Origin of the sequence: Meinhardsimonia xiamenensis (genome assembly GCF_900102905.1) — a bacterium.
GTDB lineage: Bacteria > Pseudomonadota > Alphaproteobacteria > Rhodobacterales > Rhodobacteraceae > Meinhardsimonia > Meinhardsimonia xiamenensis.
In genome coordinates, this window is record NZ_FNFV01000001.1 from 98,818 (window position 1) to 124,402 (window position 25,585).

Sequence of the window (25,585 nt, forward strand, 5' to 3'; positions counted from 1 at the left end):
GACCGCGTCCCGCGCGGCATGCCAGCCCAGGCGGGGCCAAGTCTCCGCAACCTTGTCAAAACGGAACACCATGAACATGCAGCGCCTTCTTCCCGGCATCATCGCCATGGCCGCCGTCGTCGTGGCCTCGAACATCCTCGTGCAATATCTCGTCGGCCAGTGGCTGACCTGGGGGGCCTTCACCTATCCCTTCGCCTTTCTCGTCACCGACGTGATGAACCGTGTCTATGGCGCGGCCACCGCCCGCAAGGTGGTGCTTGCAGGCTTCGTCACCGGCGTGATCTGCTCGCTGATCGGCAGCCAGATTCAAGGCGAATTCGGCCCCCTCGTGACGCTCCGCGTGGCCATCGGCTCGGGCACGGCCTTCCTCGTGGCCCAGCTGGTTGACGTCTTCGTCTTCGACCGGCTGCGCAAGGGCGTCTGGTGGCGCGCGCCCTTCGTCTCCACCCTCGTCGGATCCACGCTCGATACGGCGATCTTCTTCTCCATCGCTTTCGCCGCCGCCTTCAGCTGGATCGAGCCCTCCAACGATGTGAGCTGGGCAAACGAGGTGCTGCCGCTGCTCGGGGTTGGGCCGGAGTCGCCGCTGTGGGTGTCGCTCGCCGTCGCCGACTGGATGGTCAAGCTCTCGCTTGCCCTGGTCGCGCTGGTGCCCTTCCGCCTCATCATCGGCTGGCTGCGGCCACAGGCTGTGTAAAAATCTTTGACATCCCCAAGATCTGTGCCAACCTTGCCTTCAGCAGCAACCAGAAGAAAGGAGGTGGTCCAGTGTCGAGAGGGATGTTGGAGAGAGGTGCCGGAACAGTCGGAGGGCCGGTTGCCTGAGGGCAGCCCCGAAGGCAGAACGCCTCCGATTGGGCCGAGGCTCTAACTGGCCCATCTCCGCGAGAACTCGGAGGGCCGCCTGAGGGCGGCCCTTTCCGCATTGTGGAGCGCGCGCATGTTGCGCATCACCGACGACATCGCCATCGCCGACTGGGAGCTCACAGAGCAGTTCACCCGCGCCTCGGGCCCCGGCGGGCAGAACGTGAACAAGGTTTCCACCGCGGTGGAGCTGCGCTTCGCCGCCGAACGCTCCCCGCACCTGCCCGAGCCGGTGAAACGGCGCCTGAAGCGCTTTGCCGGGCGGCGCTGGACCGACAGCGGCGAGATCGTCATCCGCGTCGAGGACACGCGCAGCCAGACGCGCAACCGCGAGATCGCCCGCGAGCGGCTTGCCGAGCTGATCCGCAAGGCGCTGGAAAAGCCCAAGCGCCGCGTGCCGACGCGCCCCACCAAGGGCAGCATCGAGCGGCGGATTGCCGCCAAGAAGCGGCGCGCGGCCGTGAAGGCCCAACGCGGGCGCATCGAGGAGGAATAGCCGCACAACGAAAACGCCCCGCCGCGAGGGCGGGGCGTTTGGCATTTCAGGCCGTGGAGATCAGGCGAACCACCAGCGCTCCGCCATCCGCGCGTTGTCCATCTGCCAGAGATTGCCGATGATCTCGGGCGTGGCGATCTGGTTGCTCACCCCCTGCACGTAGTTGGCGAACATCGGGATGATTACGCCGCCGTCGGTGCGCAGGATGTCCTGCATCTCGCGATACATCGCCCGCCGCTTCTCACTGTCGAGTTCGGCGCGGGCGAGCTTCAGGAGCTCCTGGAAGCGGGCGCTGTCCTTGCTGTCCCACTGGCTGTCGTTCCAGGGCGCGCCCTCCTCATAGGCGGTGGAGAACATCCAGTCCTCCGTGGCCCGGCCCGACCAGTAGACGGCGCAGAAGGGCTTCTTCAGCCACACGTTCGACCAGTAGCCATCCGCGGGCTCCTGGATGACGTTGATGTTGATCCCGCACTCCTTCGCCGAAGCCTGGTAGAGGAGCGCCGCATCCACCGCGCCCTCGAAGGCGGCGTTCGAGGCGCTCAGGTCGATGTCGAGCGAGTCGAGCCCGGCCTGCTTGAGGTAATACCGCGACTTGTCAGGGTCGAATTCGAGCTGCGGCAGGTCGGCGGCGAAATACTGGTTGGCCGGCCCGATCGGGTGGTCGTTGCCCACCATCCCGTGGCCGAGCAGGATCTTGTCGACCATCTCCTGCCGCTTGATGGCGTATTTCAGCGCCCGCCGCACGTTCACGTCATTGAACGGCGGCACATCCGTCAGCATCGCGAAGGTGTAGTGCTGGTTGCCCGTCACCTCCTGGATGCGCACCGCCGGGTTGGCCTTCAGAAGCGCCTCGGTCTTGAAGTCGATGCGGTTGATCGCGTGCACCTGCCCGGTGAGGAGCGCGTTCATCCGCGCGGTGTTGTCGTTGATGGCGATGTATTCGATCGAGTCGAAGAAGCCCGCGCTGTCACCCTTGTAGTGGTTCGGGTAGCGCTTGGCGACCATCCGCACGCCGGGGTCGAAGCTTTCGACCTGATAGAGGCCGGTGCCGATGCCCTTGGCGATGGCCTCCTCGATCATCCCCGCCGGATAGATCAGGATGTGATAGTCCGACATCAGGTAGGGGAAGTCGGCGTTGCCCGACTGAAGCGTGAACTGCACCTGATGCTCGCCCAGCTTCTTCATCTCGGCGATCGCCGAGACAATGGGCTTCGCTGCCGACTTGGCGCCCTCGGCCACATGCATCTGCAGCGACTCGATCACGTCATCGGCGCCAAAGGACTTGCCGTTGTGGAAGGTCACGCCCTTGCGCAGGTTGAAGGTCCACACCTTGGCGTCCGGCGAGGCTTCCCAGCTTTCGGCGAGCTCGCCCACCAGCGTGCCGTCGGCGGCAACCATGGTGAGGCTGTCGAAGACCGCGCCCTGTGCGGAGGCGATCATGAACAGGTCGGAGTGCGTCCGCCCATCCCAGCTGTCGGAGGTGTTGGCGCCGGAAAGCCCGGCCTTGAAATGCCCGCCGCGCTTCGCCTGCGCGAAGACCGGCACCCCGGTGGCGGCAAGAACGCCCGCGGCAACCGAGCTGCCGAGAAGTCCGCGTCTGCTGATACGTGTCATTCAGTCTCTCCCTGATCGGTTCAAGATTTGGGCGGCACATGCCGCCGGTTGATCTCCCGGCCCCTCGCCCGGGTGATTCGCCTACATTCTACCAGCCGCAGCATCGCCGATGTTCTCAACTCCGCGCTCGGCGAGAAGATTTGTCAGCCAGTCCGGATCCATCTCCGGCACCGAGCTCAAGAGAAGATCGGTATAGGGATGGTGCGGCGGGGTGAACATCTCGTCCTTCGGCCCCGACTCGACCACACGCCCGTCCTTCATCACCACCACCTCGTCGGCGATCGCGCGCACCGTGGCAAGGTCATGGGTGATGAACATGTAGCTCAGCCCGAGCTCGTCCTGCAGGCGTGCGAGAAGCCGCAGGATGCCCTCGGCCACGAGCTGGTCGAGCGCGCTCGTCACCTCGTCGCAGATGATGAACTCGGGCTCGGCGGCGAGCGCGCGGGCAATGCCGATGCGCTGCTTCTGCCCGCCGGAAAGTTCGCCGGGCAGCCGGTCGATGAACTCGTCGGGCTCAAGCTCGATGGCGTCGAGAAGCGCGCGCACGCGCTCGCGCTTCTTCGTTCCCTTGAGGCCGAGGTAGAATTCCACCGGACGGCCGATGATCTCGCCCACCGTCTTGCGCGGGTTCAGCGCGGTGTCGGCCATCTGATAGATCATCTGCACCTGGCGCAGCTGGTCCTTCGTGCGGTGGCGGTAGTCGGCGGGCAGCGGCTCGCCCTTGAAGAAGACCTGTCCCTGACGCGGCGGCAGAAGCCCGGTAATGACCCGCGCCGCGGTGGACTTGCCCGAGCCCGACTCGCCCACCACCGCCACGGTGCGGCCGGCGTGGATGTCGAAGGAGACGTCGAACAGCACCGGCACCTTGCCATAGGCGGCAGTGACGTGATCGACCCGGATCACCGGGGTGGCATCGGGGGGCGCGGGCGGCTTCTGCGGCCGCTGGAAGCTGCGCACCGCCCAGAGCGACTTGGTGTAATCCTCCTTCGGATGCGCCAGCATTTCGCGCGTGGGCGCCTCCTCCACCTCGTCACCCTTCAAGAGCACCTTGATGCGGTCGGCCATCTGGGCGACCACCGCAAGGTCATGGGTGATGTAGATCGCCGCGGTGTCGAACTGCTCGACGATGTCGCGGATCGCCGCCAGCACCTCGATCTGCGTGGTCACGTCGAGCGCCGTCGTCGGCTCGTCGAAGATGATGAGATCGGGCCGGCACGACATCGCCATTGCCGTCATCGCCCGCTGCAGCTGCCCGCCCGAGACCTGATGCGGGTAGCGAAAGCCGATCTCCTCGGGGTTGGGCAGGCGCAGGCGTCGGTAAAGCTCGATGCCATCGCGCATCGCCTCCTCACGGCTCATCACCTTGTGGACGACGGGCGCCTCCACATGCTGGTCGATCAGCCGATGCGCGGGGTTGAAGCTCGCCGCCGCCGACTGCGCCACATAGGCGATGCGCCGGCCGAGAAGATCGCGCTTCACCCTCGCCGGGGCGGTGGTGAGCTCGATGCCGTCAAAGACGACGCTGCCCTTGCTGATCCGCACACCGTCGCGGGTGTAGCCCATCGCCGCCAGCCCCAGCGTCGACTTGCCGGCACCGGATTCGCCGATCAGCCCCAGCACCTCGCCCTTGTCGAGCGTCAGGTCGACGCCGTTGATGATCGGAATCCACTCCTCGTCGGTGCGGCCCTCGATCCAGATATCCCGCATTTCGAGAAGCCGGCTCATTCCTTCAGCCCCGAGGATTTCTGCAGCATCCAGTCGACGACGAAATTGACCGCCACGGTCAGAAGCGCGATGGCGCCTGCCGCCAGCAGCGGTGCCACGGCCACCTGCGGCGCGAAGGCGGCGAAATTGATGAACTGAGCGAGATCCCGCACCATCGTCCCCCAGTCGGCAAGCGGCGGCTGGATGCCGACGCCAAGGAAGCTGAGCGAGGCGATGGTGAGAAAGACGAAGCAGAACCTCAGCCCGAACTCCGCCAGAAGCGGCGCATAGGCGTTGGGCAGGATCTCGCGGAAGATGAGGTATCCCAGCCCCTCGCCCCTGAGCTTCGCCGCCTCGATATAGTCCATCACCACGATGTTGAGCCCCACCGCCCGGGCCAGCCGAAAGACGCGGGTGGAATCGATCACCGCGATGATGATGACCATGAAGACGGTGAGCGGAATGCCGAGCTTCGGCGCCCAGACGGTGGCGATGGTCATCAGGAGAAGCGCGAAGATGAGCGCGGGAATGGCCATCAGCACATCGACAAAGCGGCTCAGGAGCTGATCGAGCCAGCCACCCAGCGTGGCGGCGAGAAAGCCGAAGCTGCCGCCGAGGAAGAAGGCCAGCGCGGTGGTGACAAAGGCGATGCCCACGGTGTTCTGCGCCCCGTAGATGAGGCGCGAGAGAATGTCGCGGCCGATCTGGTCGGTGCCGAGCGGGAAGCGCGGATCACCACCGATCGCCGGGTCGCCGCCGGGCACGACATTGGCCGCGCCCAGAACCTCCTCCTGGCCATAGGGCGCGAGCCACCCGGCGAAGATGGCCACAAAGGCGTAGGCGAGGATGATCATGATGCCGAAGGCGGCGGTCAGCGGCATCTGGCGGAAGAGCTTGCGGGATGCCTGCGTGCCGATCCGCCGGCCGGCCGCGCGAAAGAGCCAGGCGGCGATGGAAAAGCCGATGAAGCCCTCCACCGCGAGGCGGAAGAAGAAATACTTGTTCGCCTCCGCCGGCGGCAGGGTGCGCGCCAGCACATAAAGGTGGACGACGCCCGCAAGCGCCACCGCGCCGAATACATAACCGAAGGCCACGCCAAACGGCATGTCGCGGAAGAAGGGGCGGTTGTTCGTCAGCTTCTGACCCCCCCAGCGAAACACCCATGCCGCCACGGCAATCGCGGCCAGGCTCAGAAGGATCGTCGCCCAGAAGCTCATTTCGGGTGCCTCAGCCGCGGGTTCGACAGGATCGACAGGATGTCGGCCGTCAGGTTGAGGAGGATGTACGCCCCCGCGAAGATCAGGCAGCAGGCCTGCACCACCGGGATGTCACGGATCTTCACGCTGTCCACGAAGAGCTGGCCGATGCCGGGATAGACGAACACCACCTCCACCACCACCACGCCGGTGATGAGATAGGCGAGGTTGAGGGCGATGACGTTGATGATCGGCGCCAGCGCATTGGGCAGCGCGTGCACCACGATCACCCGCATCGGGGAAAGCCCCTTGAGCCGCGCCATCTCGATGTAGGGGCTGGCGAGCAGGTTGATGATCGCCGCGCGGGTCATGCGCATCATGTGGGCGGTCACCACCAGCGTCAGCGTCAGCGCGGGCAGCATGGTGCGCTCGAGCCGGTCGAAAAAGCTCATCCCCTCGTAGATGTTCGACAGCGAGGGAAACACCGGGTTCAGCACCGCAAGGAACAGGATCAGGATGTAGGCGAGGAAGAATTCCGGGCTCGAGATCGAGGTGAGCGTGAAGATGTTCGCGGCACGGTCGAAGATCGAGCCACGATAGAGCGCGGCGAGAACGCCCAGCATCAGCGACACCGGCACCGCGATGGCGGCAGTCACGCCAGCGAGGAAGATGGTGTTGGCAAAGCGCGGGGCGATCTGCTCGGCCACGGTCTTGAGTTGCGTGCCGCCAAGGTTGGACTGGAAGTTGAGCTGCGCGAAGCTGACCCCCAGGTCGCCCTGAAGCATGCGCGCGAGCCACACGAGGTAGCGTTCCCACAGCGGCCGGTCGAGGCCGAGGTCGCGGCGGATCGCCTCGATCGCCTCCGGCGTGGCGCCTTGCCCGAGGATCGCTTCGGCGAAATCGCCCGGAAGCGCGTTGACCGCGAGAAAGATGACCAGCGACACAACCAGCAGCGTGACACCCCCGAGCACCAGCCGCTGCGCTATGATCTTCAGGATTGCTCCCAAGGCTCTTTCTGCCCCCTCCCCGTATGTGCGCAACGTTAACGGCTGACACGCGAGTGTAAAGGCAAGAATCTTGCCTTGGCATCGCGGCAAGGAGGGTGACGTCAGGTAAGGCCCGGCCGGGCCAGCGGCCCGTATGAGAGCCGGTCCATCACCCGCACGAGCTCCTGCGTTATCCCCGGCTCCGAGAGCGCATGGCCTGCGCGCGCCACCATCCGCAGTTCCGCCGCGGGCCATCTCTGCTTGAGGCGCCAGGCCGACACGGGCGGGCAGATCATGTCATACCGGCCCTGCACGATGACGCCGGGGATGTGGGCGATGCGCGGCATGTCCTCGAGAATCTGGCCGTCGCGCTCCAGAAATCCGCCGTTGATGAAATAGTGGTTTTCGAGCCGGGCAAAGGCGCGGGCGTAGTCGGCGGGGCTCTCGCCGGCGTGGCCGTTGCTGTCGATCGAGGCGAGCGCGTTTTCCCAAGCGGCCCAGGCGCGGGCAAAGCGCGTCTCGAGCATCAGATCGCCCGAAAACAGCCGCCGGTGATAGGCCGCGATCAGATCGCCCTGCTCGCTTTCGGGTATCTGGCTCTTGAAGCGCGCCCAGAGCTCGGGCCAGAACTGCCCCGCCCCGCCGCCGTAGAACCAGTCAAGCTCGGCGCGGGTCATCAGGAACACCCCGCGCAGGATCAGCGCACGCACCCTTTCGGGGTGGGTCTGGGCATAGACGAGCGCCAGCGTCGCCCCCCAGCTGCCGCCGAAGACGGCCCAGGCGGTGATGCCCAGCGCCTGCCGGATCGCCTCGATGTCGGCGACAAGATGCCAGGTGGTGTTGGCCTCCACGCTTGCATGCGGGCGCGAGCGGCCGCAACCACGCTGGTCGAACAGCACCACGCGGTAATGCCGCGGGTCGAAATAGCGCCGCATCGCCGGGCTGCAGCCGCCGCCGGGCCCGCCATGCAGCACCACCACCGGCACGCCATCGGGGTTGCCGCATTGCTCGACATAGATCACATGACCATCGCCCACCGGCAGCATGCGCTGGTCAAACGGATCGAGCGGCGGATAGAGCCCGTGACCCGCTTGCCTGCCGCCTCTGTTCCGATCCATCACCGCGCGCCCTGCGTAACACCTTGCACCCGGACCGATCCGGGCGCATGACGAGCATGCAGCAGGAGCGCCGGAATGCAAGCCAGTCAGACCAGCATCGACCCCGCCGAGATCGCCAAGTTCGAGGCCATGGCCGCCGAGTGGTGGGATCCGCACGGCAAGTTCAAGCCGCTGCACATGCTCAACCCCTGCCGGCTTGACTACATCACCCGCCAGATCGAGGCCGAGTTCGAACGCGACCTGCGCGAGGAGGCGCCGTTCAAGGGCCTGCGGCTTCTCGACATCGGCTGCGGCGGCGGACTGCTTTCCGAGCCCATGGCCCGGCTCGGCGCCGAAGTCGTGGGCGCCGATGCCGCCGAGGGCAACATCCATGTCGCCCGCATCCATGCCGAGCAGTCGGGGCTTGCCATCGACTACCGCCACACCACCGCCGAGGCGCTGGCCGAGGCGGGCGAGCGCTTCGACGTGGTGCTGAACATGGAGGTGGTCGAGCATGTCGCCGACCCGCGCGCCTTTCTCGCCACCTGCCGGGAGCTGCTGAAGCCCGGCGGGCTGATGATCTGCTCCACCATCAACCGCACGGCAAGGAGCTTCGCGCTGGCCATCGTCGGGGCGGAATGGGTGATGCGCTGGCTGCCGCGCGGCACCCATGACTGGCGGCGTTTCATCACACCCGATGAGCTGCGCGCCATGAGCAAGGCTGCGGGGCTCGAGCCGCTCGATGCCAAGGGCTTCGTCTTCAACCCTCTCACCTGGAGCTGGTCGATTTCGGAGCGCGACCTGTCGGTCAACTACGTCACGGCCGCCCGCAGGCCCTGAGATGCCCACCGGGCCGGGCACATGCCCTCCGTTCCGTCCGTGAGAGCAGGCTACTCTTCCCGCTCAAGCCTGATGCGCAGCTCGCGCAAGACGGGCAGCACCGCGCGCACCCGCTCGGGCCCGACCGCCTGCACCACCTCGCCCAGAATCGGCGCGATCGAGTCGATCGCGGCATCGCGCGCCCGCCGCCCCGCCGGGGTGATCGAGACGAACTTGCGGCGGGCATCTTCCCAGTCGGGGCGGACATGAACGTAACCCGCCCATTCCAATCGGTTGAGCGTGTTGGTCATCGCACCGCGCGTGACGTGGAAGGCGCGGGCAAGCTGCGCCGGGGTCTTTTCGGCGCCCGATCCGGCCAGATGATTGAGCACCGCGAAATGGCTCAGCTCCATCCCCTTCGGCAACGCCTTGGCCAGCCGGCTGCGCGCCAGCTGATCGGCCATCAGGAGCTCGCCGAACAGCGCAATGGACAGGCTGTCAATCGTCTCGGCCATCCGGTCCTCCAAAGGGGCGGTCATGGAAGAGTGAAGGGACGCGCCGGCGCGCCTTCGCCACCTTCTCCCGGTCGATCTCGGCAAAGACCACGCCCGGCGCCGCGCCCGCGTCCACCAGCACCTCGCCCCAGGGCCCGACCGCGAGGCTGTGCCCCCAGGTGCGCCGCTGCCGCCCCTCGCGCGCGGGATGCAGCCCGCACTGCGCCGGAGCAAGCACGAAACAGCCATTCTCGATGGCACGCGCGCGCACAAGAACTTCCCAGTGCGCCGCACCCGTCACCGGCGAAAACGCCGCCGGCACGGTCAGGATTTCAGCCCCCGCCTTGGCAAGTGCCCGGTAGAGCGCCGGAAAGCGCAGGTCATAGCAGATGCTGAGCCCCACCCGGCCAAAGGGCGTCTCGGCCAGCACCGCGCGGTCACCGGGGCGGAAGCCTTCCGATTCGCGGAAGTTCTCGGTCCCGCCGATCTCCACGTCGAACATGTGGATCTTGTCATAGCGCGCGGCAATCTCGCCCGAAGGCGCGATGAGGAAGGAGCGGTTGACAAAGCGGCCGTCCGCCTCGTCCTCGCCCTTGAGCGCGAGCGAGCCGATCAGAAGCCAGAGCCCCCGCCGCGCCGCCTCCTCGCGCATGGCGGCAAGCGTGGGGTCATCGGCCTCGCGGCGGAGCACCTCGCGCTGGCGCGCCCGGCTGAGCGAGACGCAATTCGTCACCTCAGGCGTCAGCACGAATTCCGCGCCCCCCGCCGCCGCCTCGCCGAGCATGGCGCGCAGCGTCTCGAGGTTCTCCGACGGCGTGTCGGAGCTTGTCATCTGGATGAGGGCAATGCGGCTCACGCGCCCTCCAGAAGCGGATCAAGCTTGCCCGCCTGTTCGAGCGCGTAGAGGTCGTCGCAACCGCCCACATGCGTCTCGCCGATGAAGATCTGCGGCACGGTGTAGCCGCCGGCAGCACGGCGCACCATCTCCTCGCGCCTATGCGGCTCGCGCATCACGTCGATCTCGTGAAACGCGACGCCTTTTTGCGTCAGAAGCCGCTTGGCCATGTGGCAGTAGCCGCAAAACGGCGAGGTATAGATCTCGACCTTCTTCATCATTTGCCCATTGCACCGGAACGCCGCGATGATGGGGGATTTAGGGCGCCTTCGCAACGCGCGCCAGAACCAGCGCGAAAACCTCCCTTGCACCGGATGCACGCGCCGCTTCCGCCGCCGCCGAAAGCGTGGCGCCCGATGTCATCACGTCATCGACGATGAGCACCGTGCGGCCCGCGAGGCGCTCGCGCGCGCGGCGGCCCGGCACGATCGCTCCGGCGAGATTGGCGAAGCGCGCGTCATGCCCCCGGCCCTCCTGCTCCGCGGTGTGGCGGATGCGGCGCAGTGCCGCGGGAGCGCAGGCGATGCCAAGCCGCCGCGCCACCCCGCGGGCAAGAAGCGCGGACTGGTTGAAGCGCCGCGCCATGAGCCGCCGCCAGTGCAAGGGTACCGGCACCGCCACCACCTCCCCGCTTGCGCCCTGCAGAAGCGGCCGCGCCGCCTGTGCCATCCAGTGCGCCATCGGCGCGACCAGATCGTGCCGGTCCTCATGCTTGAGCTTCAGCACCAGCCGCCGCCCCTGCCCGGCATAGACAAGAGCCGCCCGCCCCCGCGACCACGGGCGCAGGACGCCGAGGCAGTCATCGCAATATTCCGCCACCCCCTCCTCTGCCGCACCGATGAGCGGCACGCCGCAGAGGTCGCACACAAGGCCCGTAATGAAGGGCGTCTGCCGCCAGCACGGCCCGCACAGCCCGCCCTCGTCAAGCACCTGCTCGCCGCAGGCCACGCAGCGGGGCGGATACACGAGGCTGATGAGCTCCTTCATGAGCGGGCCTTGCATCCCTCCTTCCATCGGCTAGAGAGACGGGAAATGACGCACTCCCCGCCCCAGCTCGTCGACCGCGCGGCGCTTGCCCGCCACCGCGCCCGCGCCGCCGCCATGGCCGAGCCGGCGCTGTTTCTGCACGACTACGCCGCGGGCGAGATCAAGGAGAGACTGGCTCTGGTTAACAGGGCCTTTACGGCGCCCGCGGTGGTGACGGGCTTTCCCGCGCCGTGGTCGGCGCGCTTTCCCGCCGCACGGGTGGTGCCTGACGATGAGATCCTCACGCTGGAGCCCGCGGCGCATGATCTCGTCATCCACGGGCTGGCGCTGCACTGGGCCAACGACCCGGTGGGCCAGCTCATCCAGTGCCTGCGTGCGCTGAAGCCCGACGGCCTGTTTCTCGGCATCCTCTTTGGCGGGCGCACGCTCACCGAGCTGCGCGCGGCCCTGTTGCAAGCGGAGATCGCGCTGACGGGGGGCGCCTCCCCCCGCGTCGCCCCGATGGGCGAGATCCGCGACCTCGGCACGCTCCTGCAGCGGGCGGGGTTCGCCCTGCCCGTGGCCGACGCCATCGACGTGACGGTGGAATACCCCGACGCGCTTGCGCTGATGCGCGACCTGCGCGCCATGGGCGAGACCAACGCGCTCGCCCAGCGCCATCGCCGCACGCCGCCGCGCGCCCTGTTCACCACCGCCGCCGAGCTCTATGCCAGGGCCCACGCCCGCCCGGGCGGGCGCATTCCGGCAACCTTCGAGATGGTGGTGCTCACCGGCTGGGCGCCGCACCCCTCGCAGCAAAAGCCGCTCCGCCCCGGCTCGGCGGCGCAAAGGCTTGCCGATGCGCTCGGCACCGTCGAACGGCGCCCCGGCGACATGCCGACCGATTGACCGCCCTGCCTCAGCCGCTATCTCACCCCGGACTCCAGAGAGGGACCGCCGCCATGACCGAAGCCGCAAGGCCCGAACATGCCCCCGCCGATCATCCGCCGATCCCGCCCCAGAAGGTCGGCGTGCTCATCGCCAATCTCGGCACGCCGGATGGCACCGACTACTGGTCCATGCGCCGGTATCTCAACGAGTTCCTGTCCGACCGGCGGGTGATCGACTATTCGCCGTGGTTCTGGCAGCCGCTCTTGCAACTCGTGATCCTCACCAAGCGCCCCTTCACCTCCGGCGCGGCCTACCGCTCGATCTGGAACGAGGAGCGCGACGAGAGCCCCTTGCTGACGATCACCCGCGCGCAGACCGAGAAGCTGCGCGCCGCGCTCACCGAGCGTTTCGGCGATGCGGTCGAGGTGGATTTCTGCATGCGCTACGGCAACCCCTCCACCGCCTCGCGCCTGCGCGCGTTGCGCGAGAAGGGCTGCACGCGCATCCTCTTCTTTCCGCTCTATCCGCAGTATTCGGCCACCACCACGGCCACGGCGAATGACCAGTTCTTCCGCGCGCTGATGGAGGAGAAGTGGCAGCCCGCCATCCGCACCGTGCCGGCCTATTACGACGAACCCGCCTATATCGACGCGCTTGCCGCTTCCGTGCGCCGCTCGGTCGCGGAGACGGGCGCCGAGCCGGACGTGCTCGTCGCCTCCTACCACGGCCTGCCCGAGCGCTACCTGACCGAGGGCGACCCCTACTACTGCCACTGCGTGAAAACGACGCGGCTTCTGCGCGAGCGCCTCGGGTGGGAGGAGGGCCGCGTCGTGCCCGCCTTCCAGTCGCGCTTCGGCTCGGAGGAGTGGCTCAAGCCCTACACGGTGGAGGAGGTCGCCCGCCTCGCCACGGCCGGGAAGAAGCGCATCTCGGTGATCGCGCCCGCCTTCTCGGCCGACTGCATCGAGACGCTGGAGGAGATCAACGAGGAGATCCGCGACGCCTTTCTCGAGGCCGGCGGCGAGAGCTTCACCTACATCCCCTGCCTCAACGACGACGAGGCGCACATCGCGCTTCTGGCCGATGTGGCGGCGCGCAACCTCGCCGGCTGGCTTGACTGAAGCCAGCCGCGCGCGGTCGTCTCAGATCAGAAGCACCTGCGTGCCGACCTTGGCGAGATTGAACAGCTCCTGGATGTGCTCGTTGTAAAGGCCGATGCAGCCGTTCGACGAGCGCCGCCCGATCTTGCGCGTGTCGTGCGTGCCGTGGATCCGGTAGTACTGCCACGACAGATACAGCGCATGCGTGCCGAGCGGGTTGTCGGGCCCCGGCGGCACGTAGTCGGGCCAGTCGGGGTAGCGCTTCTTCATCGAGGGCGTCGGCCGCCAGCTCGGCCCCTCGACCTTGCGCACTACCCGCGTGCGGCCGCGGCGGGTGAGCTCCTCGCTGAGCGGCACGCTGGTGGGATAGAGCTTGTATGTCTGCCCGTCCTCCGACCAGAAGTGCAGCGCGCGGGAGATCGTGTCGACAAGGATCGCGCCGTTCTTCAGATCGTCGAAATAGGGCTGCCAGTGCAGCATGCGGAAGGCCGATATGTTGCGCCGCACCGTGCCCGGATTCACCTGTTTCTCGAATTCGATGGTCTGGGCAAGCGCCGGGGACGCCGCCGCGCCGAGCGCCGCGGCACCTGTCACCAGGAGTGCCCGCCGGCTCATGCCGGTCTTTGTCCTGTCCGTCATCGCCTGTTTCCCTTGCACGAAGCCATCATGGTCATCGCCCTTATACCCGACAGGCGCGCGCCTGCAATTCACGCGCCCGTGCAATCCCGCGCGATATCGGCAAACGGGCGCCGATGGGGCTTTCATTGCCCGTCCTCCCACGTATAGTGCGCGCGCCATTCGCCAAGGGATCGGACCTCGCATGACACGTCTACTGGGCCTTCTTTTCGCCAGCCTCCTGGCGCTCGCCGCCTGCGCGCCTGCGACAACCTCGACGATGGGGCCCTCCTCCTCCGGCTTCCGGCCCTACAATCTCGACGGCCAGTCGCCATCCCGCGTGCGTTTCCGGATGCTGGACGGCATCAATGCCCTTCGCCAGGCCGAAGGCCTGCCGCCCCTGACACTCGACGAGCGCCTCAACCGCGCCGCCGAGCTTCACTCCGAAGACATGTACCGCCAGCAGCGCCCCTGGCACTTCGGCCACGACGGCTCCTCGCCGGTGCAGCGCGTCCAGCGCGTTGGCTATGACAAGGAGCTTGTCGGAGAGAACATCGCCGAGACCTACGAGACCGAGCTCGAAGTTCTCGCCGCCTGGATGGAGGAGCCCACGACCCGCCAGCCGATCATGGATCCGCAGGCCGAGGAAATGGGGCTTGGCTGGTTTCAGGAGCAGGGCGGCAAGATCTGGTGGACGCTGATCATCGGCGGCGGCCCGCTGCAGACCCCGCCCGTGGTCACGCCGCCGGCCAACACCGCACCTCCGGGCGCGCCGCCCACCGTGCCGGTCGGCGAAGACGAGCTCACCGACCCCACGGTTGAAGAATCAGCCCCGCCCGCCACCAGCTGATGCCTCAAGGGTAGATGTCGATCGGCGTGCCGAGCTTCACCATCGCGTAGATGTCGCGCATCTCGCGGTTGGTGACGGCGATGCACCCCCATGTCCAGTCCTCGCGCGCCCAGGGAAACGGGCTGGCCTTGCCGTGGATGAAGATGTCACCCCCCGGCGAGGCGCCTGCCGCCCGCGCCACCTGAATGTCGCGCGCATTGGGGTAGGAGATGCCGAGCGAGAGATAGTAACGGCTCCGCGGGTTGCGCCGGTCGATGTAATAACGCCCCTCGGGCGTGCGCCCGTCGCCCTCCGCCCGCTTGGCGCCCTCGGGCGCGAAGCCGAGGTCGATCCGGTGACGTGTCAGCACCTGATCGTGGTGCATCAGATACATCACGCGCGCGCTCTTGTGCACGACGATGCGTGTGACCTCGGGGCCGTCATAGCTCTTGAACTTCGAAGCGCAGCCGGTAAGCGCCAGCACCAGCGCCGCCGCCGCAACTACCCGCAGGATGCCCATCTGACTGCCCGTTTCGACTGCTTTTCCGGCAGGCTATCACGAACGGCCTTGTCGCGACAGCCTGGCCACAAGCTCCACATGCGGCGACCAACGGAACTGGTCCACAACCTCGATCCAGTCGAGGGAAAATCCGCCCGCCACCAGAATCCGCGCATCGCGCGCGAATGTGACCGGGTTGCAGGACACCGCCGCCACCGCCTGCACGGGGCTTTCGGCCAGCGCCCGGGCCTGTGCCTCGGCACCCGCGCGCGGGGGGTCGATCACCACCGCCTCGAAGCGCGCCAGCTCCGGCGGCGTCAGCGGACGGCGAAAGAGATCGCGCCGCACCACCGTGACCGGCCTGAGCGCCCCGCCCGCTCCGCGCCAGCCCGCCTCGAGCGCCGCCACGAGCGCCGGGTCGCCCTCCACCGCGAGCACCTCGGCCCGCCGCGCGAGCGGCAAGGCGAAGGTGCCGCAGCCGGCGAAGAGATCGGCCACGCGCCGGGCCTCTCCCACCGCCGCGGCCACGCACGCGCGCAACGCCGCCTCGCCCTCCGCGGTGGCCTGAAGGAAAGCGCCCGGCGGCGGCTCGACGGCGATGCCGTCGAAGCGCACAAGCGGCGCGCGCGCCATGGCGAGCGGCTCGCCCTCCCATGACAGCCGGGCAAGGCCGGCCTCCATCGCCAGCCCCGCAAGCCGCGCGCGGCGCGCAGCATCGAGCACGCCGCCCCCGGTGACGGCCACATCAAGCCCGCTCTCGCTCGCGATCACCGCGATGTCGAGCCGCGCCCGGCGCGAGGCGCCCGCCTCGACCAGCGCCGCGAGCGCGCGCAGCGCGGCAACGATGCGCGGGTCGAGCACGCGGCACTCGGGCACGGCTGTGATCACATCAGAGGCGCGTCCGTGAAACCCCACCGTGGCGCCGCGCTTGGTGCGCCGGCCGTGCAGCACCGCCCGCCGCCGGCTCGCGGGCAGGGAGACATGCACCGCGCGGATCGGCGCCGCGAGCCCCTGCGCGGCGAGCGCGCCCCTCACCACCTCCGCCTTCCACGCGCGCAGGAAGGCGTCGCTTGCGTGCTGCAGCGCGCAACCGCCACATGCCTTGGCGTGCGGGCAGGGCGGGCGCACGCGCATGGGCGCGGGCGCAAGGATGCGCGGCGCGCTCATGCGCCCCTTCTCTACCTCGCCCTCGACCTGCTCGCCCGGCAGCGAGCCGGGCACGAACACGTCACCGGCCACACCGTCACCGCGATGGCCGAGCCGCTCGACCGTCAGCCGCCGCACCTCGCCCATCGCCTACTCCGCCGCTGCATCGAGTCCGATGAAACCGCCGGACTGCCGCGCCCAGAAACGCGCGTAAATCCCGCCGCGCGCCAGAAGCTCGGCATGGGTGCCCTCTTCGACGATTCGACCCTGATCCAGCACGATGATGCGGTCCATCCGCGCGATGGTCGAAAGCCGGTGGGCAATGGCGAGCACCGTCTTGCCCTCCATCACCTCGTCGAGCGCGGCCTGAATCTCGGCCTCCACCTCCGAGTCGAGCGCGCTCGTCGCCTCGTCGAGCACGAGAATCGGCGCGTCCTTCAGGATCGCCCGGGCAAGCGCGATGCGCTGGCGCTGCCCGCCCGAAAGCTTCACCCCCCGCTCGCCGAGATGCGCGTCATATCCCTTGCGGCCCGCGTGATCGCGCAGCCCGAGGATGAAGTCATGCGCCCGCGCCCGCTTCGCCGCCGCGATCATCTCCTCTTCGCTGGCATCGGGCCGGCCATAGAGGATGTTCTCCCGCGCCGACCGGTTGAACATCGCGGTCTCCTGCGTGACCATGCCGATCTGGCGGCGCAGGCTCTCCTGGCTGACCTCGCGCACGTCGCGGCCATCGACCAGAACCGCGCCCTTCTCGGTGTCATAGAGCCGCAACAGAAGCGACACGAGCGTGGACTTGCCCGCCCCCGAAGCGCCCACGATGGCAATCTTCTCGCCCGGCGCGATCTTCAGGTTGATCCCGTCCACCCCGCCCGTGCGCTGGCCGTAGGCGAAGCTCACGTCGCGAAACTCGATGGCCGAGGCATGGGGCAGCTCGCGCGCATCCTTGGCATCGGTGAGCTGATGCGGCGGGGTCAGGGTGCGGATGCCGTCCTCCACCTCGCCGAGATTGGCGTAGATGTTCATCAGCGTGAAGCTTACCCAGCCGGTCATCTGGGCGATGCGGATGGTCACCGTGCCGGCCGCGGCAATGTCGCCCGCCCCGGCCATGCCCTTCGTCCAGAGCCACAGAACCGTGCCGACGACCGCCACCGGCAGCACCCCCGCAAGCGTCATCAAGACCAGCCGGAAGCTCGCCGACATGCGCCCGAAGCCCACCGCCGCATCGCGATAGCCGCGCATCGCCGAGAGCGCGGCGCGATCCTCATGCTCATCATGGGCGAAGAGCTTGACCATCTTGATGTTGGTGATGGTGTCAACGACCTGCCCCGTCACCATCGCGCGTGCCCCGGCCCGTTCGGCGCTGCGGGCGCGGATGCGCGGCAGAAAGGCGCGGATCGCGGCGAGATAGAGACAGAACCAGAGCGCCAGCACCACCATCGCCCGCCAGTCGATGGCCAGAAGAAGCGTTGCCGCACCCGCCACGGTGGCAAGCGCGAAGAAGAGCGTGTTGACGCTCTCCACCACCACCTCGGTGAGCGCGCGGGCGGTCTGCATCTGCTTCTGGGCGATGCGGCCGGCAAAGTCGTTGTCGAAGAAGGTCACCGCCTGACCGAGCGTCCAGCGGTGCAGCCGCGCCAGAACGAGGTTGTTGAGGTTCGGTTGCAGCGTCAGGCTCTGAAAGGCCGAGGACAGCCCGAAGGAAAGGGGTCTCAGCACCAGCATGAACACAAGCGCCGCGCCGATGAGCCCGGCGTTGTCGGCAAGGAAGCTCTCCGGCCGGCCCGCAACCGCCGCGTCGATCACCCGGCCGAGGATGAGCGCGGTGACGACCTCGAGCGCGCCCGCGACCATCGAGGCCAGCGCCGCCGCCGCCAGCACGCCCCAGGCGCCCTCGAGCACCCAGGCGAAGAAGCGCGCGCGGCTCCGAGGCGGCGGGCCGGGGGCCGGGCGCTCGGGGTCGATGAGCCCGGCGAAGAAGCGTGCGATCGCCCCGCCCATCACTCCGCCGCCTCCTCGAGCCCCAGAAACCCGCCCGACTGCCGCGCCCAGAACTGCGCGTAGAGCCCGCCTCGGGCGATCAGCTCGGCATGGCTGCCGTCCTCCACGATGCGGCCCTGGTCGAGCACCACGATGCGGTCGAGATGGGCGATGGTGGAGAGCCGGTGCGCAATCGCGATCACCGTCTTGCCCTCCATGATGTCCGCAAGGGTTTCCTGAATCGCCGCCTCGACCTCCGAGTCGAGCGCGCTGGTGGCCTCGTCGAGGATGAGGATCGGCGCGTTCTTCAGTATGACCCGCGCCAGCGCGATACGCTGCCGCTGCCCGCCCGAAAGCTTCACGCCACGCTCGCCGACAAGCGCGTCATAGCCGCTGCGCCCCTGCGCATCGCGCAGCCCCATGATGAAGTCATGCGCATGCGCCCGCCGCGCGGCGGCGATCATCTCCGCCTCGCTCGCCTCGGGCCTGCCGTAGAGGATGTTCTCCCGCACCGAGCGGTGCAGCAGCGTGCTTTCCTGCTGCACCATGCCGATGGCGGCGCGCAAGGAATCCTGGGTGACGGCGGTGATGTCCTGCCCGTCGATGCGGATCACGCCCGATTCAGGGTCGTAGAAGCGCAACAGCAGCTTTACGAGGGTCGATTTGCCGGCGCCCGAGCGGCCGACGAGGCCCAGCTTCTGCCCCGGCTCCACGGTGAGCGAGAGCCGGTCGAGCCCGCCGGCGCCGCGCCCGTAATGGTGGCTCACGCGGTCGAACTCGATCCGCCCCTCGCTCACCTTCAGCGCCGGCGCGCCGGGCCTGTCGGTCAGCGTGATCGGCTGGGCGATGGTCTCCATCCCCTCCGCGATCACGCCGAGATTGCGGAAGAAGGAGGAGAGCGACCAGATCACCCAGTCGGTCATGGCGTTGATGCGCAGCGCCAGCGCCGTGGCCGCCGCCACCACGCCCACGCTGGCGCTGCCCGCCGACCAGAGCGCGATCGCCCAGCCCACGACGCCCAGGATCAGGAGCCCGTTCAGAAGGGCGAGCGTCACATCCATGACGGTGTAGAGCCGCATCTCGCGCTGGAAGGCCTGCCGCGCCGTCTCGATGGCGTCGCGGGCGTGCTCAAGCTCCTGGTCCTGCCGGGCGAAGAGCTTGACGGCGTGGATGTTGGTGTAGGCGTCCACCACCCGGCCCGTCACCGCGCTGCGCGCATCCGAGGCCGCCTTGGAGGCCGGGCCGATGCGCCGGATCACCCAGACGACGAGCGCGCCATAGAGCACGAGCCAGCCCAGAAGCGGCAGCACCAGCCGCGGGTCGGACTGGGTGAGCAGAACCGCCGCGCCCACGAAATAGGCAAGCGAGAAGGTGATCGCGTCGAACACCTGATAGGCCGCCTCGCCGGCGGCGGGCGGGGTCTGCATGATGCGGTTGGCGATGCGGCCGGCGAGATCGTTCTCGAACCAGCCCACCGACTGGCGCAGCACATGGCCGTGCGCGCGCCAGCGGATCAGCGTGCCGAAATTGGGGATGATCGTGTTGTTGAGAAGCGCCACATCGAGAAACTGCACGAGCGGGCGCAGAAGCAGCACGAAGGCCGCCGCGCCGAGAAGCTCGAGCCCGTGGCGCTCCCACAGCTCGGCGGGCGCGGTGCCCGAAAGCAGGTCCACCACGCGCCCCATGTACCAGATCAGCCCGATTTCCACCGCCGCCACCAGCACCGAGAGCACCGCCGCAGCCGCGAAGACGCGGCGGAACGGGCGGGCATAGAGCCGCATCATCCCCCAGACGGAGGCCGGGGGGCGGTCCATCCGCTCGTGATCGGCGTAGGGATCGACGAGGTTTTCGAAGAAACGGAACATGGGGGTATGCGCCTTCGGCAATCCCCCGAGATATAGCCGCGCGCGGCTCAGAGGAAAACCAGCGCCGCCGAAACCGCGAGCGCCGCCGCCATCACCCGCAGGAAGATCGCCCATGCCCGCGCGGTCACGAGCAGCCGCGCGGCGAAGGCGCCGGCGCTCGTCCAGAACAGGCAGACGAAAAGGTTGATGCCCGAGAAGGCCGAGGCAAGGCGCCACGCCTCCGCCTCCGGCGCGAGCCCCAGCCCGTAGCCCGCCGCGGCCGCCATGGCCACCGCCCAGACCTTCGGGTTCACCCACTGAAACAGCACCGCCTCGACGAAGGTGAAGGGCCGGTCGCGGCCGGGATCGCTCGGGCGCGTGGCGGCACGAACGAGCTTGAAGGCCATCCACAGGATCCAGCCCGCCGCCGCGATCTTCAGCACCAGCATCAGCGCGGGCTGCGCCAGCAGAAGCGCGCCAAGCCCGAAGCCCGTGAGCCCCGACGTCACGCCCACCCCCGCCGCCACGCCGAGCACATGCGGCAGCGTGGCCGCAAAGCCGAACCGCGCCCCCGAGGCGGTGAGCAGGATCACGTTCGGCCCCGGCGAGAACAGCCCGGCAAAGACGAAGAGATAGAGCGGGTCGAGACTCACCGCAAAAGGCTCCCTCTCATGAGGCCAGCAACTCCGCCCGCGTAAGGGTGAACCCCGAGGCGATCCAGCGCGCCTCGAGCTCCTTGAGCTTCGCGCCGAGCGCCGGACCCTCGTATCGCGGCATCAGGTCGGCCGGCTTCACCGGAAACTCCGCCGCCGCGCCGCGCGCGACCTCGTCCTCCCAGCCCTCCGGCAGCGGCTGGCCGGTGAGGGCAGCGCGCAGCAGGAGCGCATCGCGCGCCTCGGCCGCCCCCAGCCGGTAGCCAAGCTCGCCCGGCCCCGCCTCGCTTAAAGCCGCCTCGCGCAGCCGCGCGAGCCGCCTCGCCTCCGCGCGCGAAAGCCGCAGGTTGCCGACCGGATCCTCCCCGCCCAGCGCCGCCAGCCGCAGGATCGGGTCAGGCGCGCGGGCAACCTCGCCCTCGAGATGGACGAGCACCGCAAGCGGGGCGGGGTCGGCGCCAGGCAGGATCGGCTGCAGGCACCCCGCCGCCGCCATCGCTGCCACCGAAGGCGAAGGGTCGGGCGCGGCGAGAAGCTTCTTCATCTCGTGCCCGATCCGCTCCTTCGACAGCCGCCTGAGCCCCTCGGCATTGGCCGCGCAGGCGGCAAGCCCCTCGGGGTCAAGCCCGTTCTCGGGGTCGCCATACCAGGCGTGAAAGCGGAAGAAGCGCAGGATGCGCAGGTAATCCTCGCGAATGCGCCTGTCGGCATCCTCGATGAAGCGCACCCGCCCCGCGCGAAGGTCTTCAAGCCCGCCGACCGGGTCGATGATGGTGCCGTCAGGCCGCGCATAGAGCGCGTTCATGGTGAAGTCGCGCCTCAGCGCATCCTCCTCCAGCCGGTCGGTATAGGCCACCACCGCGCGCCGCCCGTCGGTGGCCACGTCGCGGCGGAGGGTCGTCACCTCATGCGGGATGCCACCCGAGACAACCGTGACCGTGCCGTGATCGATCCCGGTCGGCACGGGCTTGAGCCCGGCGGCCCGGGCGAGCTCCATCACCCGTTCGGGGCGCGCATCGGTGGCAATGTCGATGTCATCCACCGGGCGGCCGAGCAGCGTGTTGCGCACGCAGCCGCCAACGAACCAGGCCTGATGCCCGGCCTCGGTGAGCATGTCGGTCACCGCCCGCGTCTCGGGCCGGTGCAGCCATTCGGCCGAAAGCCGGGTCACCGCGCGAGCCTCTCGGCGAGCGCCCGCAGGATGCGTGCGGTCGCACCCCAGATGTAATAGGGCCCCCACGGCACGGTGTAGTAGCTGCGCATCCGTCCCCGCCAGCGTCGCGACTGGATGGAATAGCGCGCCGGATCGGCAACATGGGCCAGCGGCACGGTGAAGGCCTCCTCCACCTCGCCCGCTTCGGGGCGAAGCTCGAAGCGCTCGGGCACATGCGCCACCACCGGCGTCACCGAAAAGCCGGTGACGGTGCGGTGCGGCGCCATCAGCCCGAGGATGCGCGCCCGCCCCGCCGGCAGACCCACCTCCTCGCGCGCCTCGCGCAGGGCGGCGGCCACGGCGTCGGCGTCGCCCGCGTCGATCTTGCCGCCGGGAAAGGCGATCTGCCCGGGGTGGTGGCGCAGCGCCGATGAGCGCTTGGTCAGCACCACATCGAGCCCGCCCCTCTGCCCCGGCACCAGCGCAATCAGCACCGCCGCCGGGCGCAGGGGCGCGTCTTCGGGCGGCGTCACCTCCGGCGACAGGTCGAAATCGGAGGAGGGGTCAAGCGGCGGGCCGAGCCGCCGAGCGATCTCCTCGGGGTCGTCAATGGCGCTTGTCACCCTCGTCCTCCGCCTTCCGGGCTTCCTCCGATGCTTCGAACCCCAGCGTCGCGGGGTCAAGCTCGTAATGGGCGCCGCAGAACTGGCAGTCGGCGGTGACGATGCCTTGCTCGGTGGTCATGGTGCCGATGTCGCGCGCCGAGTAGATCGACAGGCTTTGGCGCACCTTCTCTTCGCTGCAGGTGCAGCCGAAGGCAACGGGCTGGGCATCGAACACCCGCGGCTCCTCCTCGTGGAACAGCCGAACCAGAAGATCGGTGGGCGTCACGCCGGGGCCGACGAGTTCCAGCGCATCGACGGTGTCGAGCAGGATGTTGGCACGGTTCCAGTCCTCCGCCGCATCACCGGAGAGGATGTCGGCCGCCTGCAGAAGTCCGCCTTCGCCCGAGCCGCCCTCGCGGGCCACGAGTTGAGATTGCGGCATGTGCTGCAGCATCACGCCGCCCGCGCGCCAGCCCGAGGCCTCGCCGGGCGTGACGCTTTCTCCGAAGGCAAGGGCAAAGCGCGTGGGCAGCTGCTCGGACTGGGCAAAATACGTCTCTGCGCAGGCCGAAAGCGAGCCGCCGGCAATCGGCGTGATGCCCTGATAGGGCATGGTGCCGGGGCCCTGGTCGATGAGTATCGCGAAATAGCCTTCGCCAAGCTGCTCGAAGGGAGGCTTGCTTTCGTCAAGCCGCTCGGCATCGAAACTCGCCCAGGCGCGTATGCGGGCCGGCTCGCCCTCCTCGCGCGGCGCGAAGTAGTCGGTGGCGATGATGCGCACCGGCCCGTTGCCGCGAACCTGCAGGCTGAGCTTCCAGCGCAGCTTGATCGCCTGACCGATCATCGCGGTCAGAAGCGTCGCCTCGGCCACCAGCGCCTCGATCGCGGGCGGGTAGTCATGCTGGGCAAGAACGTTGTCGAGCACCCCGTCGAGCCGCGCGACGCGGCCGCGGATGTCCGAGCGGTCAAGCTGGAACGGCAGCACGGTGTCGTCCCATGCGATGCGTCGAATCAGCGACATTGGGGATTCCTTGTCAGGGGGATTGAGCATACGCAACGCATATAGGAAGCGATCAAGCCGACCGGAAGAACCAGCCGCAAGGCAAGGGGCACGCGATGACCAGACGATTCGGCCAACCACCCGAGAGCGCGCGCCGCTACCGCCGCCGCCCCGGCGTCTATGCGGTCATCAGCGACGGCCGCGACGTTCTGATGACATGGCAGGCCGAGCCCGTTCCCGAGTTCCAGCTGCCGGGCGGCGGGATCGATCCGGGCGAGTCTCCCGTCGCCGCGCTGCACCGTGAAGTGCTGGAAGAAACCGGCTGGCGCATCGGCAGGATACGGCGCCTCGGCGCCTACCGCCGCTTCACCTACATGCCCGAATACGACCTCTGGGCCGAGAAGCTGTGCATGATCTACCTCGCCCGGCCGGTCTGCCGTCACGGACCGCCGCTCGAGCCCGGACACGCTGCCGTGTGGTTCACACCCGAGCTTGCCGTCGAGGCGCTCGCCTCGGACGGTGACCGCCATTTCCTGCGCCGCGCCCTGGAGGTCGCGACCCGCCGCGATGCCGCCGCCCCGTTGCGCCGGATCAGGCGGCCCTCGCGTGGGCAATGGCCGAGGGGGTCAGCCGGCCGTTGATCGCCGGGGCCTCGCGGATCAGCGCGTCGTTCTCGAGCGCCTCGACCATGAACAGCGCAAAATCGATGCGCCGGGTGCGGTTGCTGGCAAGGATCGGGTCGCCGACATGTCGGCTCCAGACGGGCAGGCCCTGGCTTTCGCCCTCCTCCAGATCGCTGCCGCGCACCACCGTCCAGTCGCGGTCGCTGTCGAAGATCATGCACGTGGCGCGCAGCTGGTCGGAGATGTCGGCAAACCGCAGCGCGCGGGCAATCGCCCCGAAGACGGCCACGAAGGCGCGCAGTTTGAGCGAATAGCGGTCCTTTCCGTCACGACTGACGTGCCAGCCGCAGGAAAAGACGAGCCGCGCCTTGGGCTCGGCGTGCTCCAGCACCGCCCGCGCGGTGCCGCTGGCATAGTCGTCCACCCCCCAGGGCACGAGCACCGTTAGCACGCCATCACACCCCTGCAACGCGCGCGCAATCACCGCCGCGTCGTCGGTGCGGCCGGGAAACACCGTGATCCGGTCACCGAAGCGGGCGAGCTTGCCCACGCTCTCGGGGCGGCAGACGCCCCGCACCTCCCAGCCGCGGGCAAGGGCGTGCTCGGCCATGTACTGCCCGAGCTTGCCGGAAATCCCGATGATGCAGATGCGTCTGTTGCGGGCCATGACGGCCTCCTTTCGCTTACGCTGTAAGTTGCTTTCCGCGGCTGTTAGACTTACGCCGTAAGCGAGTCAAGGAAATTCGGCGGGCATGGGATGGCGGAGGCAGCCAAAGAGGGGCGGCGGGCGCGGCTGACGCGCGAGCGGGTGGTGGCCGAGGCGGTGGCGCTCGCGGATGCGGAGGGGCTCGAGGCGCTCAGCATGCGGCGGCTGGCCAAACGGCTCGGGGTCGAGGCGATGTCGCTCTACAACCACGTGTCGGGCAAGGAGGATCTCCTTGGCGCCATGGTCGATGCCGTGGCGGGGGAAATCCGCCGGCCCTCGGCGCAAGGCGACTGGAAGGCGGAAATGCGCGCGCGCGCGGTCTCGGCGCATGAGGTGTTCCTCCGTCACCCCTGGGCGCCGATGCTCTTTGTCTCGCGCGTCAATGCAGGGCCGAAGATGCTGGAGTGGGTTGATGCCACCATCGGCTGCCTGCGCGCGGCGGGCTTCGATCTGGCCATGGCGGATCACGCCTGGAACGCCATTGATTCGCACATCTACGGCTTCACCCTGCAGGAGCTGAACTTTCCCTTCGCCAAGGGCGAATACGCCGCGCAGGCGCGCGCCTGGTTGCCGCACATCCCGGCCGATCGGCTGCCCAACCTGCACGCCATGGCTGACGCGGTGGCGAGCGGTCGGCATGATGGGGTTCACGATTTCTGCTTCGGGCTTGAGCTGATCCTTGACGGGCTGGAGGCGCTTATCGGAGCCCGGCAACAAACAGGCTGAGGTACGACGCGAAATACTAGCACCGCGCGCGCTCAGAGTGGTTGCCGCTCATGCAAATTGGTTATATTTTCTGACCAGATTTGGAGG

At 68.4% G+C, this 25,585-nt stretch carries 26 protein-coding genes and 1 pseudogene; 8 read left to right on the top strand and 19 right to left on the bottom strand.

All coding sequences use genetic code 11. The features are described from left to right. Positions 1-76: 76 nt before the first annotated feature. Together BLQ14_RS00500 and arfB are read left to right on the top strand one after the other, a co-directional pair. Positions 77-697 carry a queuosine precursor transporter gene (locus BLQ14_RS00500; protein WP_092497119.1) on the top strand — a complete coding sequence of 207 codons (621 nt, stop codon included), beginning with the start codon at positions 77-79 and terminating at the stop codon, positions 695-697. A gap of 243 nt (positions 698-940) precedes the next feature. After that, positions 941-1,360, top strand: a complete 420-nt coding sequence (gene arfB / locus BLQ14_RS00505) for an alternative ribosome rescue aminoacyl-tRNA hydrolase ArfB (RefSeq protein WP_092497121.1) — start codon at positions 941-943, stop codon at positions 1,358-1,360. 60 nt (positions 1,361-1,420) lie between these two features. Here the strand turns inward: arfB and BLQ14_RS00510 are convergent, their stop codons facing one another. The 5 genes from BLQ14_RS00510 to pip form a co-directional block, all read right to left on the bottom strand. Beyond that, complete coding sequence (locus BLQ14_RS00510; RefSeq protein WP_092497123.1) at positions 1,421-2,974, bottom strand: ABC transporter substrate-binding protein; 1,554 nt, start codon at positions 2,972-2,974, stop codon at positions 1,421-1,423. Positions 2,975-3,055: 81 nt separating this feature from the next. Beyond that, on the bottom strand, positions 3,056-4,699 hold the full coding sequence (locus BLQ14_RS00515) for an ABC transporter ATP-binding protein (protein WP_092497125.1): 1,644 nt from the start codon (positions 4,697-4,699) through the stop codon (positions 3,056-3,058). Then, positions 4,696-5,895 (bottom strand): ABC transporter permease, encoded by a 1,200-nt coding sequence (locus BLQ14_RS00520; protein WP_092497127.1) that lies wholly within the window; start codon positions 5,893-5,895, stop codon positions 4,696-4,698. The genes BLQ14_RS00515 and BLQ14_RS00520 overlap by 4 nt, the downstream gene beginning before the upstream one ends. Then, a complete protein-coding gene (locus BLQ14_RS00525; RefSeq protein ID WP_092497129.1) occupies positions 5,892-6,881 on the bottom strand; it encodes an ABC transporter permease in 990 nt (329 codons plus the stop codon). The genes BLQ14_RS00520 and BLQ14_RS00525 overlap by 4 nt, the downstream gene beginning before the upstream one ends. A gap of 101 nt (positions 6,882-6,982) precedes the next feature. Then, positions 6,983-7,978 carry a prolyl aminopeptidase gene (gene pip / locus BLQ14_RS00530; RefSeq protein ID WP_092497131.1) on the bottom strand — a complete coding sequence of 332 codons (996 nt, stop codon included), beginning with the start codon at positions 7,976-7,978 and terminating at the stop codon, positions 6,983-6,985. A 75-nt stretch (positions 7,979-8,053) separates the two neighbouring features. On the opposite strand from pip, the gene ubiG reads away from it, so the two are divergent. Next, a complete protein-coding gene (ubiG, locus tag BLQ14_RS00535) occupies positions 8,054-8,797 on the top strand; it encodes a bifunctional 2-polyprenyl-6-hydroxyphenol methylase/3-demethylubiquinol 3-O-methyltransferase UbiG (RefSeq protein ID WP_092497133.1) in 744 nt (247 codons plus the stop codon). Positions 8,798-8,847: 50 nt separating this feature from the next. Here the strand turns inward: ubiG and BLQ14_RS00540 are convergent, their stop codons facing one another. From BLQ14_RS00540 to BLQ14_RS00555, 4 genes are read right to left on the bottom strand one after another with little or no spacing between them, the layout of a single operon-like run. Beyond that, on the bottom strand, positions 8,848-9,291 hold the full coding sequence (locus tag BLQ14_RS00540) for a MarR family winged helix-turn-helix transcriptional regulator (RefSeq protein ID WP_092497135.1): 444 nt from the start codon (positions 9,289-9,291) through the stop codon (positions 8,848-8,850). Continuing rightward, positions 9,275-10,126: a carbon-nitrogen hydrolase family protein gene (locus tag BLQ14_RS00545; RefSeq protein ID WP_281220835.1), complete on the bottom strand. Its 852-nt coding sequence runs from the start codon at positions 10,124-10,126 to the stop codon at positions 9,275-9,277. Before BLQ14_RS00545 ends, BLQ14_RS00540 begins: the two co-directional genes overlap by 17 nt. Further along, positions 10,123-10,383 carry a glutaredoxin 3 gene (grxC, locus tag BLQ14_RS00550; RefSeq protein WP_092498258.1) on the bottom strand — a complete coding sequence of 87 codons (261 nt, stop codon included), beginning with the start codon at positions 10,381-10,383 and terminating at the stop codon, positions 10,123-10,125. The genes BLQ14_RS00545 and grxC overlap by 4 nt, the downstream gene beginning before the upstream one ends. A gap of 40 nt (positions 10,384-10,423) precedes the next feature. Further along, positions 10,424-11,167, bottom strand: a complete 744-nt coding sequence (locus BLQ14_RS00555) for a ComF family protein (RefSeq protein WP_245656784.1) — start codon at positions 11,165-11,167, stop codon at positions 10,424-10,426. A gap of 30 nt (positions 11,168-11,197) precedes the next feature. Between BLQ14_RS00555 and BLQ14_RS00560 the strand changes: the two genes are divergently transcribed. Further along, a complete protein-coding gene (locus BLQ14_RS00560; RefSeq protein WP_092497137.1) occupies positions 11,198-12,040 on the top strand; it encodes a methyltransferase domain-containing protein in 843 nt (280 codons plus the stop codon). Positions 12,041-12,093: 53 nt separating this feature from the next. Continuing rightward, on the top strand, positions 12,094-13,143 hold the full coding sequence (hemH, locus tag BLQ14_RS00565; protein ID WP_092497139.1) for a ferrochelatase: 1,050 nt from the start codon (positions 12,094-12,096) through the stop codon (positions 13,141-13,143). Positions 13,144-13,164: 21 nt separating this feature from the next. On the opposite strand, the gene BLQ14_RS00570 is transcribed toward hemH, so the two are convergent. Continuing rightward, complete coding sequence (locus BLQ14_RS00570) at positions 13,165-13,761, bottom strand: L,D-transpeptidase (protein ID WP_092497141.1); 597 nt, start codon at positions 13,759-13,761, stop codon at positions 13,165-13,167. A 181-nt stretch (positions 13,762-13,942) separates the two neighbouring features. On the opposite strand from BLQ14_RS00570, the gene dalA reads away from it, so the two are divergent. Continuing rightward, positions 13,943-14,587, top strand: a complete 645-nt coding sequence (gene dalA / locus BLQ14_RS00575) for a divisome-associated lipoprotein DalA (protein WP_092497143.1) — start codon at positions 13,943-13,945, stop codon at positions 14,585-14,587. Between the two features lie 4 nt (positions 14,588-14,591). Here the strand turns inward: dalA and BLQ14_RS00580 are convergent, their stop codons facing one another. From BLQ14_RS00580 to hslO, 8 genes are read right to left on the bottom strand one after another with little or no spacing between them, the layout of a single operon-like run. Continuing rightward, positions 14,592-15,086 carry a L,D-transpeptidase family protein gene (locus BLQ14_RS00580; protein ID WP_092497145.1) on the bottom strand — a complete coding sequence of 165 codons (495 nt, stop codon included), beginning with the start codon at positions 15,084-15,086 and terminating at the stop codon, positions 14,592-14,594. Between the two features lie 36 nt (positions 15,087-15,122). Then, a complete protein-coding gene (locus tag BLQ14_RS00585) occupies positions 15,123-16,358 on the bottom strand; it encodes a class I SAM-dependent RNA methyltransferase (RefSeq protein ID WP_092497147.1) in 1,236 nt (411 codons plus the stop codon). 3 nt (positions 16,359-16,361) lie between these two features. Then, positions 16,362-18,209, bottom strand: coding sequence for an ABC transporter ATP-binding protein (locus tag BLQ14_RS00590; protein WP_092497149.1), 1,848 nt, complete (start codon positions 18,207-18,209; stop codon positions 16,362-16,364). Then, complete coding sequence (locus BLQ14_RS00595; RefSeq protein WP_092497151.1) at positions 18,209-20,053, bottom strand: ABC transporter ATP-binding protein; 1,845 nt, start codon at positions 20,051-20,053, stop codon at positions 18,209-18,211. Before BLQ14_RS00595 ends, BLQ14_RS00590 begins: the two co-directional genes overlap by 1 nt. Positions 20,054-20,100: 47 nt before the next feature. Then, on the bottom strand, positions 20,101-20,685 hold the full coding sequence (locus tag BLQ14_RS00600; protein WP_092497153.1) for a LysE family translocator: 585 nt from the start codon (positions 20,683-20,685) through the stop codon (positions 20,101-20,103). A gap of 16 nt (positions 20,686-20,701) precedes the next feature. Next, complete coding sequence (locus tag BLQ14_RS00605) at positions 20,702-21,799, bottom strand: CCA tRNA nucleotidyltransferase (RefSeq protein ID WP_092498262.1); 1,098 nt, start codon at positions 21,797-21,799, stop codon at positions 20,702-20,704. Positions 21,800-21,852: 53 nt separating this feature from the next. Then, positions 21,853-22,461: a CoA pyrophosphatase gene (locus tag BLQ14_RS00610; protein WP_245656786.1), complete on the bottom strand. Its 609-nt coding sequence runs from the start codon at positions 22,459-22,461 to the stop codon at positions 21,853-21,855. Beyond that, positions 22,445-23,464, bottom strand: coding sequence for an Hsp33 family molecular chaperone HslO (hslO, locus tag BLQ14_RS00615; protein WP_092497155.1), 1,020 nt, complete (start codon positions 23,462-23,464; stop codon positions 22,445-22,447). Before hslO ends, BLQ14_RS00610 begins: the two co-directional genes overlap by 17 nt. A 95-nt stretch (positions 23,465-23,559) precedes the next feature. On the opposite strand from hslO, the pseudogene BLQ14_RS00620 reads away from it, so the two are divergent. Beyond that, positions 23,560-23,991 (top strand): annotated as a pseudogene (locus BLQ14_RS00620) (NUDIX hydrolase); the annotation flags it as partial. A gap of 43 nt (positions 23,992-24,034) precedes the next feature. Here the strand turns inward: BLQ14_RS00620 and BLQ14_RS00625 are convergent. Beyond that, positions 24,035-24,733 (bottom strand): NAD(P)-dependent oxidoreductase, encoded by a 699-nt coding sequence (locus BLQ14_RS00625; protein WP_092497159.1) that lies wholly within the window; start codon positions 24,731-24,733, stop codon positions 24,035-24,037. A gap of 90 nt (positions 24,734-24,823) precedes the next feature. Between BLQ14_RS00625 and BLQ14_RS00630 the strand changes: the two genes are divergently transcribed. Further along, on the top strand, positions 24,824-25,498 hold the full coding sequence (locus tag BLQ14_RS00630) for a TetR/AcrR family transcriptional regulator C-terminal domain-containing protein (protein WP_092497161.1): 675 nt from the start codon (positions 24,824-24,826) through the stop codon (positions 25,496-25,498). The last annotated feature ends 87 nt before the right edge of the window (positions 25,499-25,585 follow it).

Coding starts and splice junctions, on each gene's coding strand:
- BLQ14_RS00630 (WP_092497161.1), top strand. CDS start 24,824: ATGGCGGAGGCAGCCAAAGAGGGGCGGCGGGCGCGGCTGACGCGCGAG.
- hslO (WP_092497155.1), bottom strand. CDS start 23,464: ATGTCGCTGATTCGACGCATCGCATGGGACGACACCGTGCTGCCGTTC.
- BLQ14_RS00560 (WP_092497137.1), top strand. CDS start 11,198: ATGACGCACTCCCCGCCCCAGCTCGTCGACCGCGCGGCGCTTGCCCGC.
- BLQ14_RS00605 (WP_092498262.1), bottom strand. CDS start 21,799: ATGCTCACCGAGGCCGGGCATCAGGCCTGGTTCGTTGGCGGCTGCGTG.
- hemH (WP_092497139.1), top strand. CDS start 12,094: ATGACCGAAGCCGCAAGGCCCGAACATGCCCCCGCCGATCATCCGCCG.
- BLQ14_RS00555 (WP_245656784.1), bottom strand. CDS start 11,167: ATGCAAGGCCCGCTCATGAAGGAGCTCATCAGCCTCGTGTATCCGCCC.
- BLQ14_RS00570 (WP_092497141.1), bottom strand. CDS start 13,761: ATGACGGACAGGACAAAGACCGGCATGAGCCGGCGGGCACTCCTGGTG.
- BLQ14_RS00540 (WP_092497135.1), bottom strand. CDS start 9,291: ATGGCCGAGACGATTGACAGCCTGTCCATTGCGCTGTTCGGCGAGCTC.
- BLQ14_RS00580 (WP_092497145.1), bottom strand. CDS start 15,086: ATGGGCATCCTGCGGGTAGTTGCGGCGGCGGCGCTGGTGCTGGCGCTT.
- BLQ14_RS00585 (WP_092497147.1), bottom strand. CDS start 16,358: ATGGGCGAGGTGCGGCGGCTGACGGTCGAGCGGCTCGGCCATCGCGGT.
- BLQ14_RS00510 (WP_092497123.1), bottom strand. CDS start 2,974: ATGACACGTATCAGCAGACGCGGACTTCTCGGCAGCTCGGTTGCCGCG.
- BLQ14_RS00590 (WP_092497149.1), bottom strand. CDS start 18,209: ATGGGCGGGGCGATCGCACGCTTCTTCGCCGGGCTCATCGACCCCGAG.
- BLQ14_RS00520 (WP_092497127.1), bottom strand. CDS start 5,895: ATGAGCTTCTGGGCGACGATCCTTCTGAGCCTGGCCGCGATTGCCGTG.
- BLQ14_RS00595 (WP_092497151.1), bottom strand. CDS start 20,053: ATGTTCCGTTTCTTCGAAAACCTCGTCGATCCCTACGCCGATCACGAG.
- grxC (WP_092498258.1), bottom strand. CDS start 10,383: ATGAAGAAGGTCGAGATCTATACCTCGCCGTTTTGCGGCTACTGCCAC.
- BLQ14_RS00515 (WP_092497125.1), bottom strand. CDS start 4,699: ATGAGCCGGCTTCTCGAAATGCGGGATATCTGGATCGAGGGCCGCACC.
- BLQ14_RS00500 (WP_092497119.1), top strand. CDS start 77: ATGCAGCGCCTTCTTCCCGGCATCATCGCCATGGCCGCCGTCGTCGTG.
- ubiG (WP_092497133.1), top strand. CDS start 8,054: ATGCAAGCCAGTCAGACCAGCATCGACCCCGCCGAGATCGCCAAGTTC.
- pip (WP_092497131.1), bottom strand. CDS start 7,978: ATGGATCGGAACAGAGGCGGCAGGCAAGCGGGTCACGGGCTCTATCCG.
- BLQ14_RS00625 (WP_092497159.1), bottom strand. CDS start 24,733: ATGGCCCGCAACAGACGCATCTGCATCATCGGGATTTCCGGCAAGCTC.
- dalA (WP_092497143.1), top strand. CDS start 13,943: ATGACACGTCTACTGGGCCTTCTTTTCGCCAGCCTCCTGGCGCTCGCC.
- arfB (WP_092497121.1), top strand. CDS start 941: ATGTTGCGCATCACCGACGACATCGCCATCGCCGACTGGGAGCTCACA.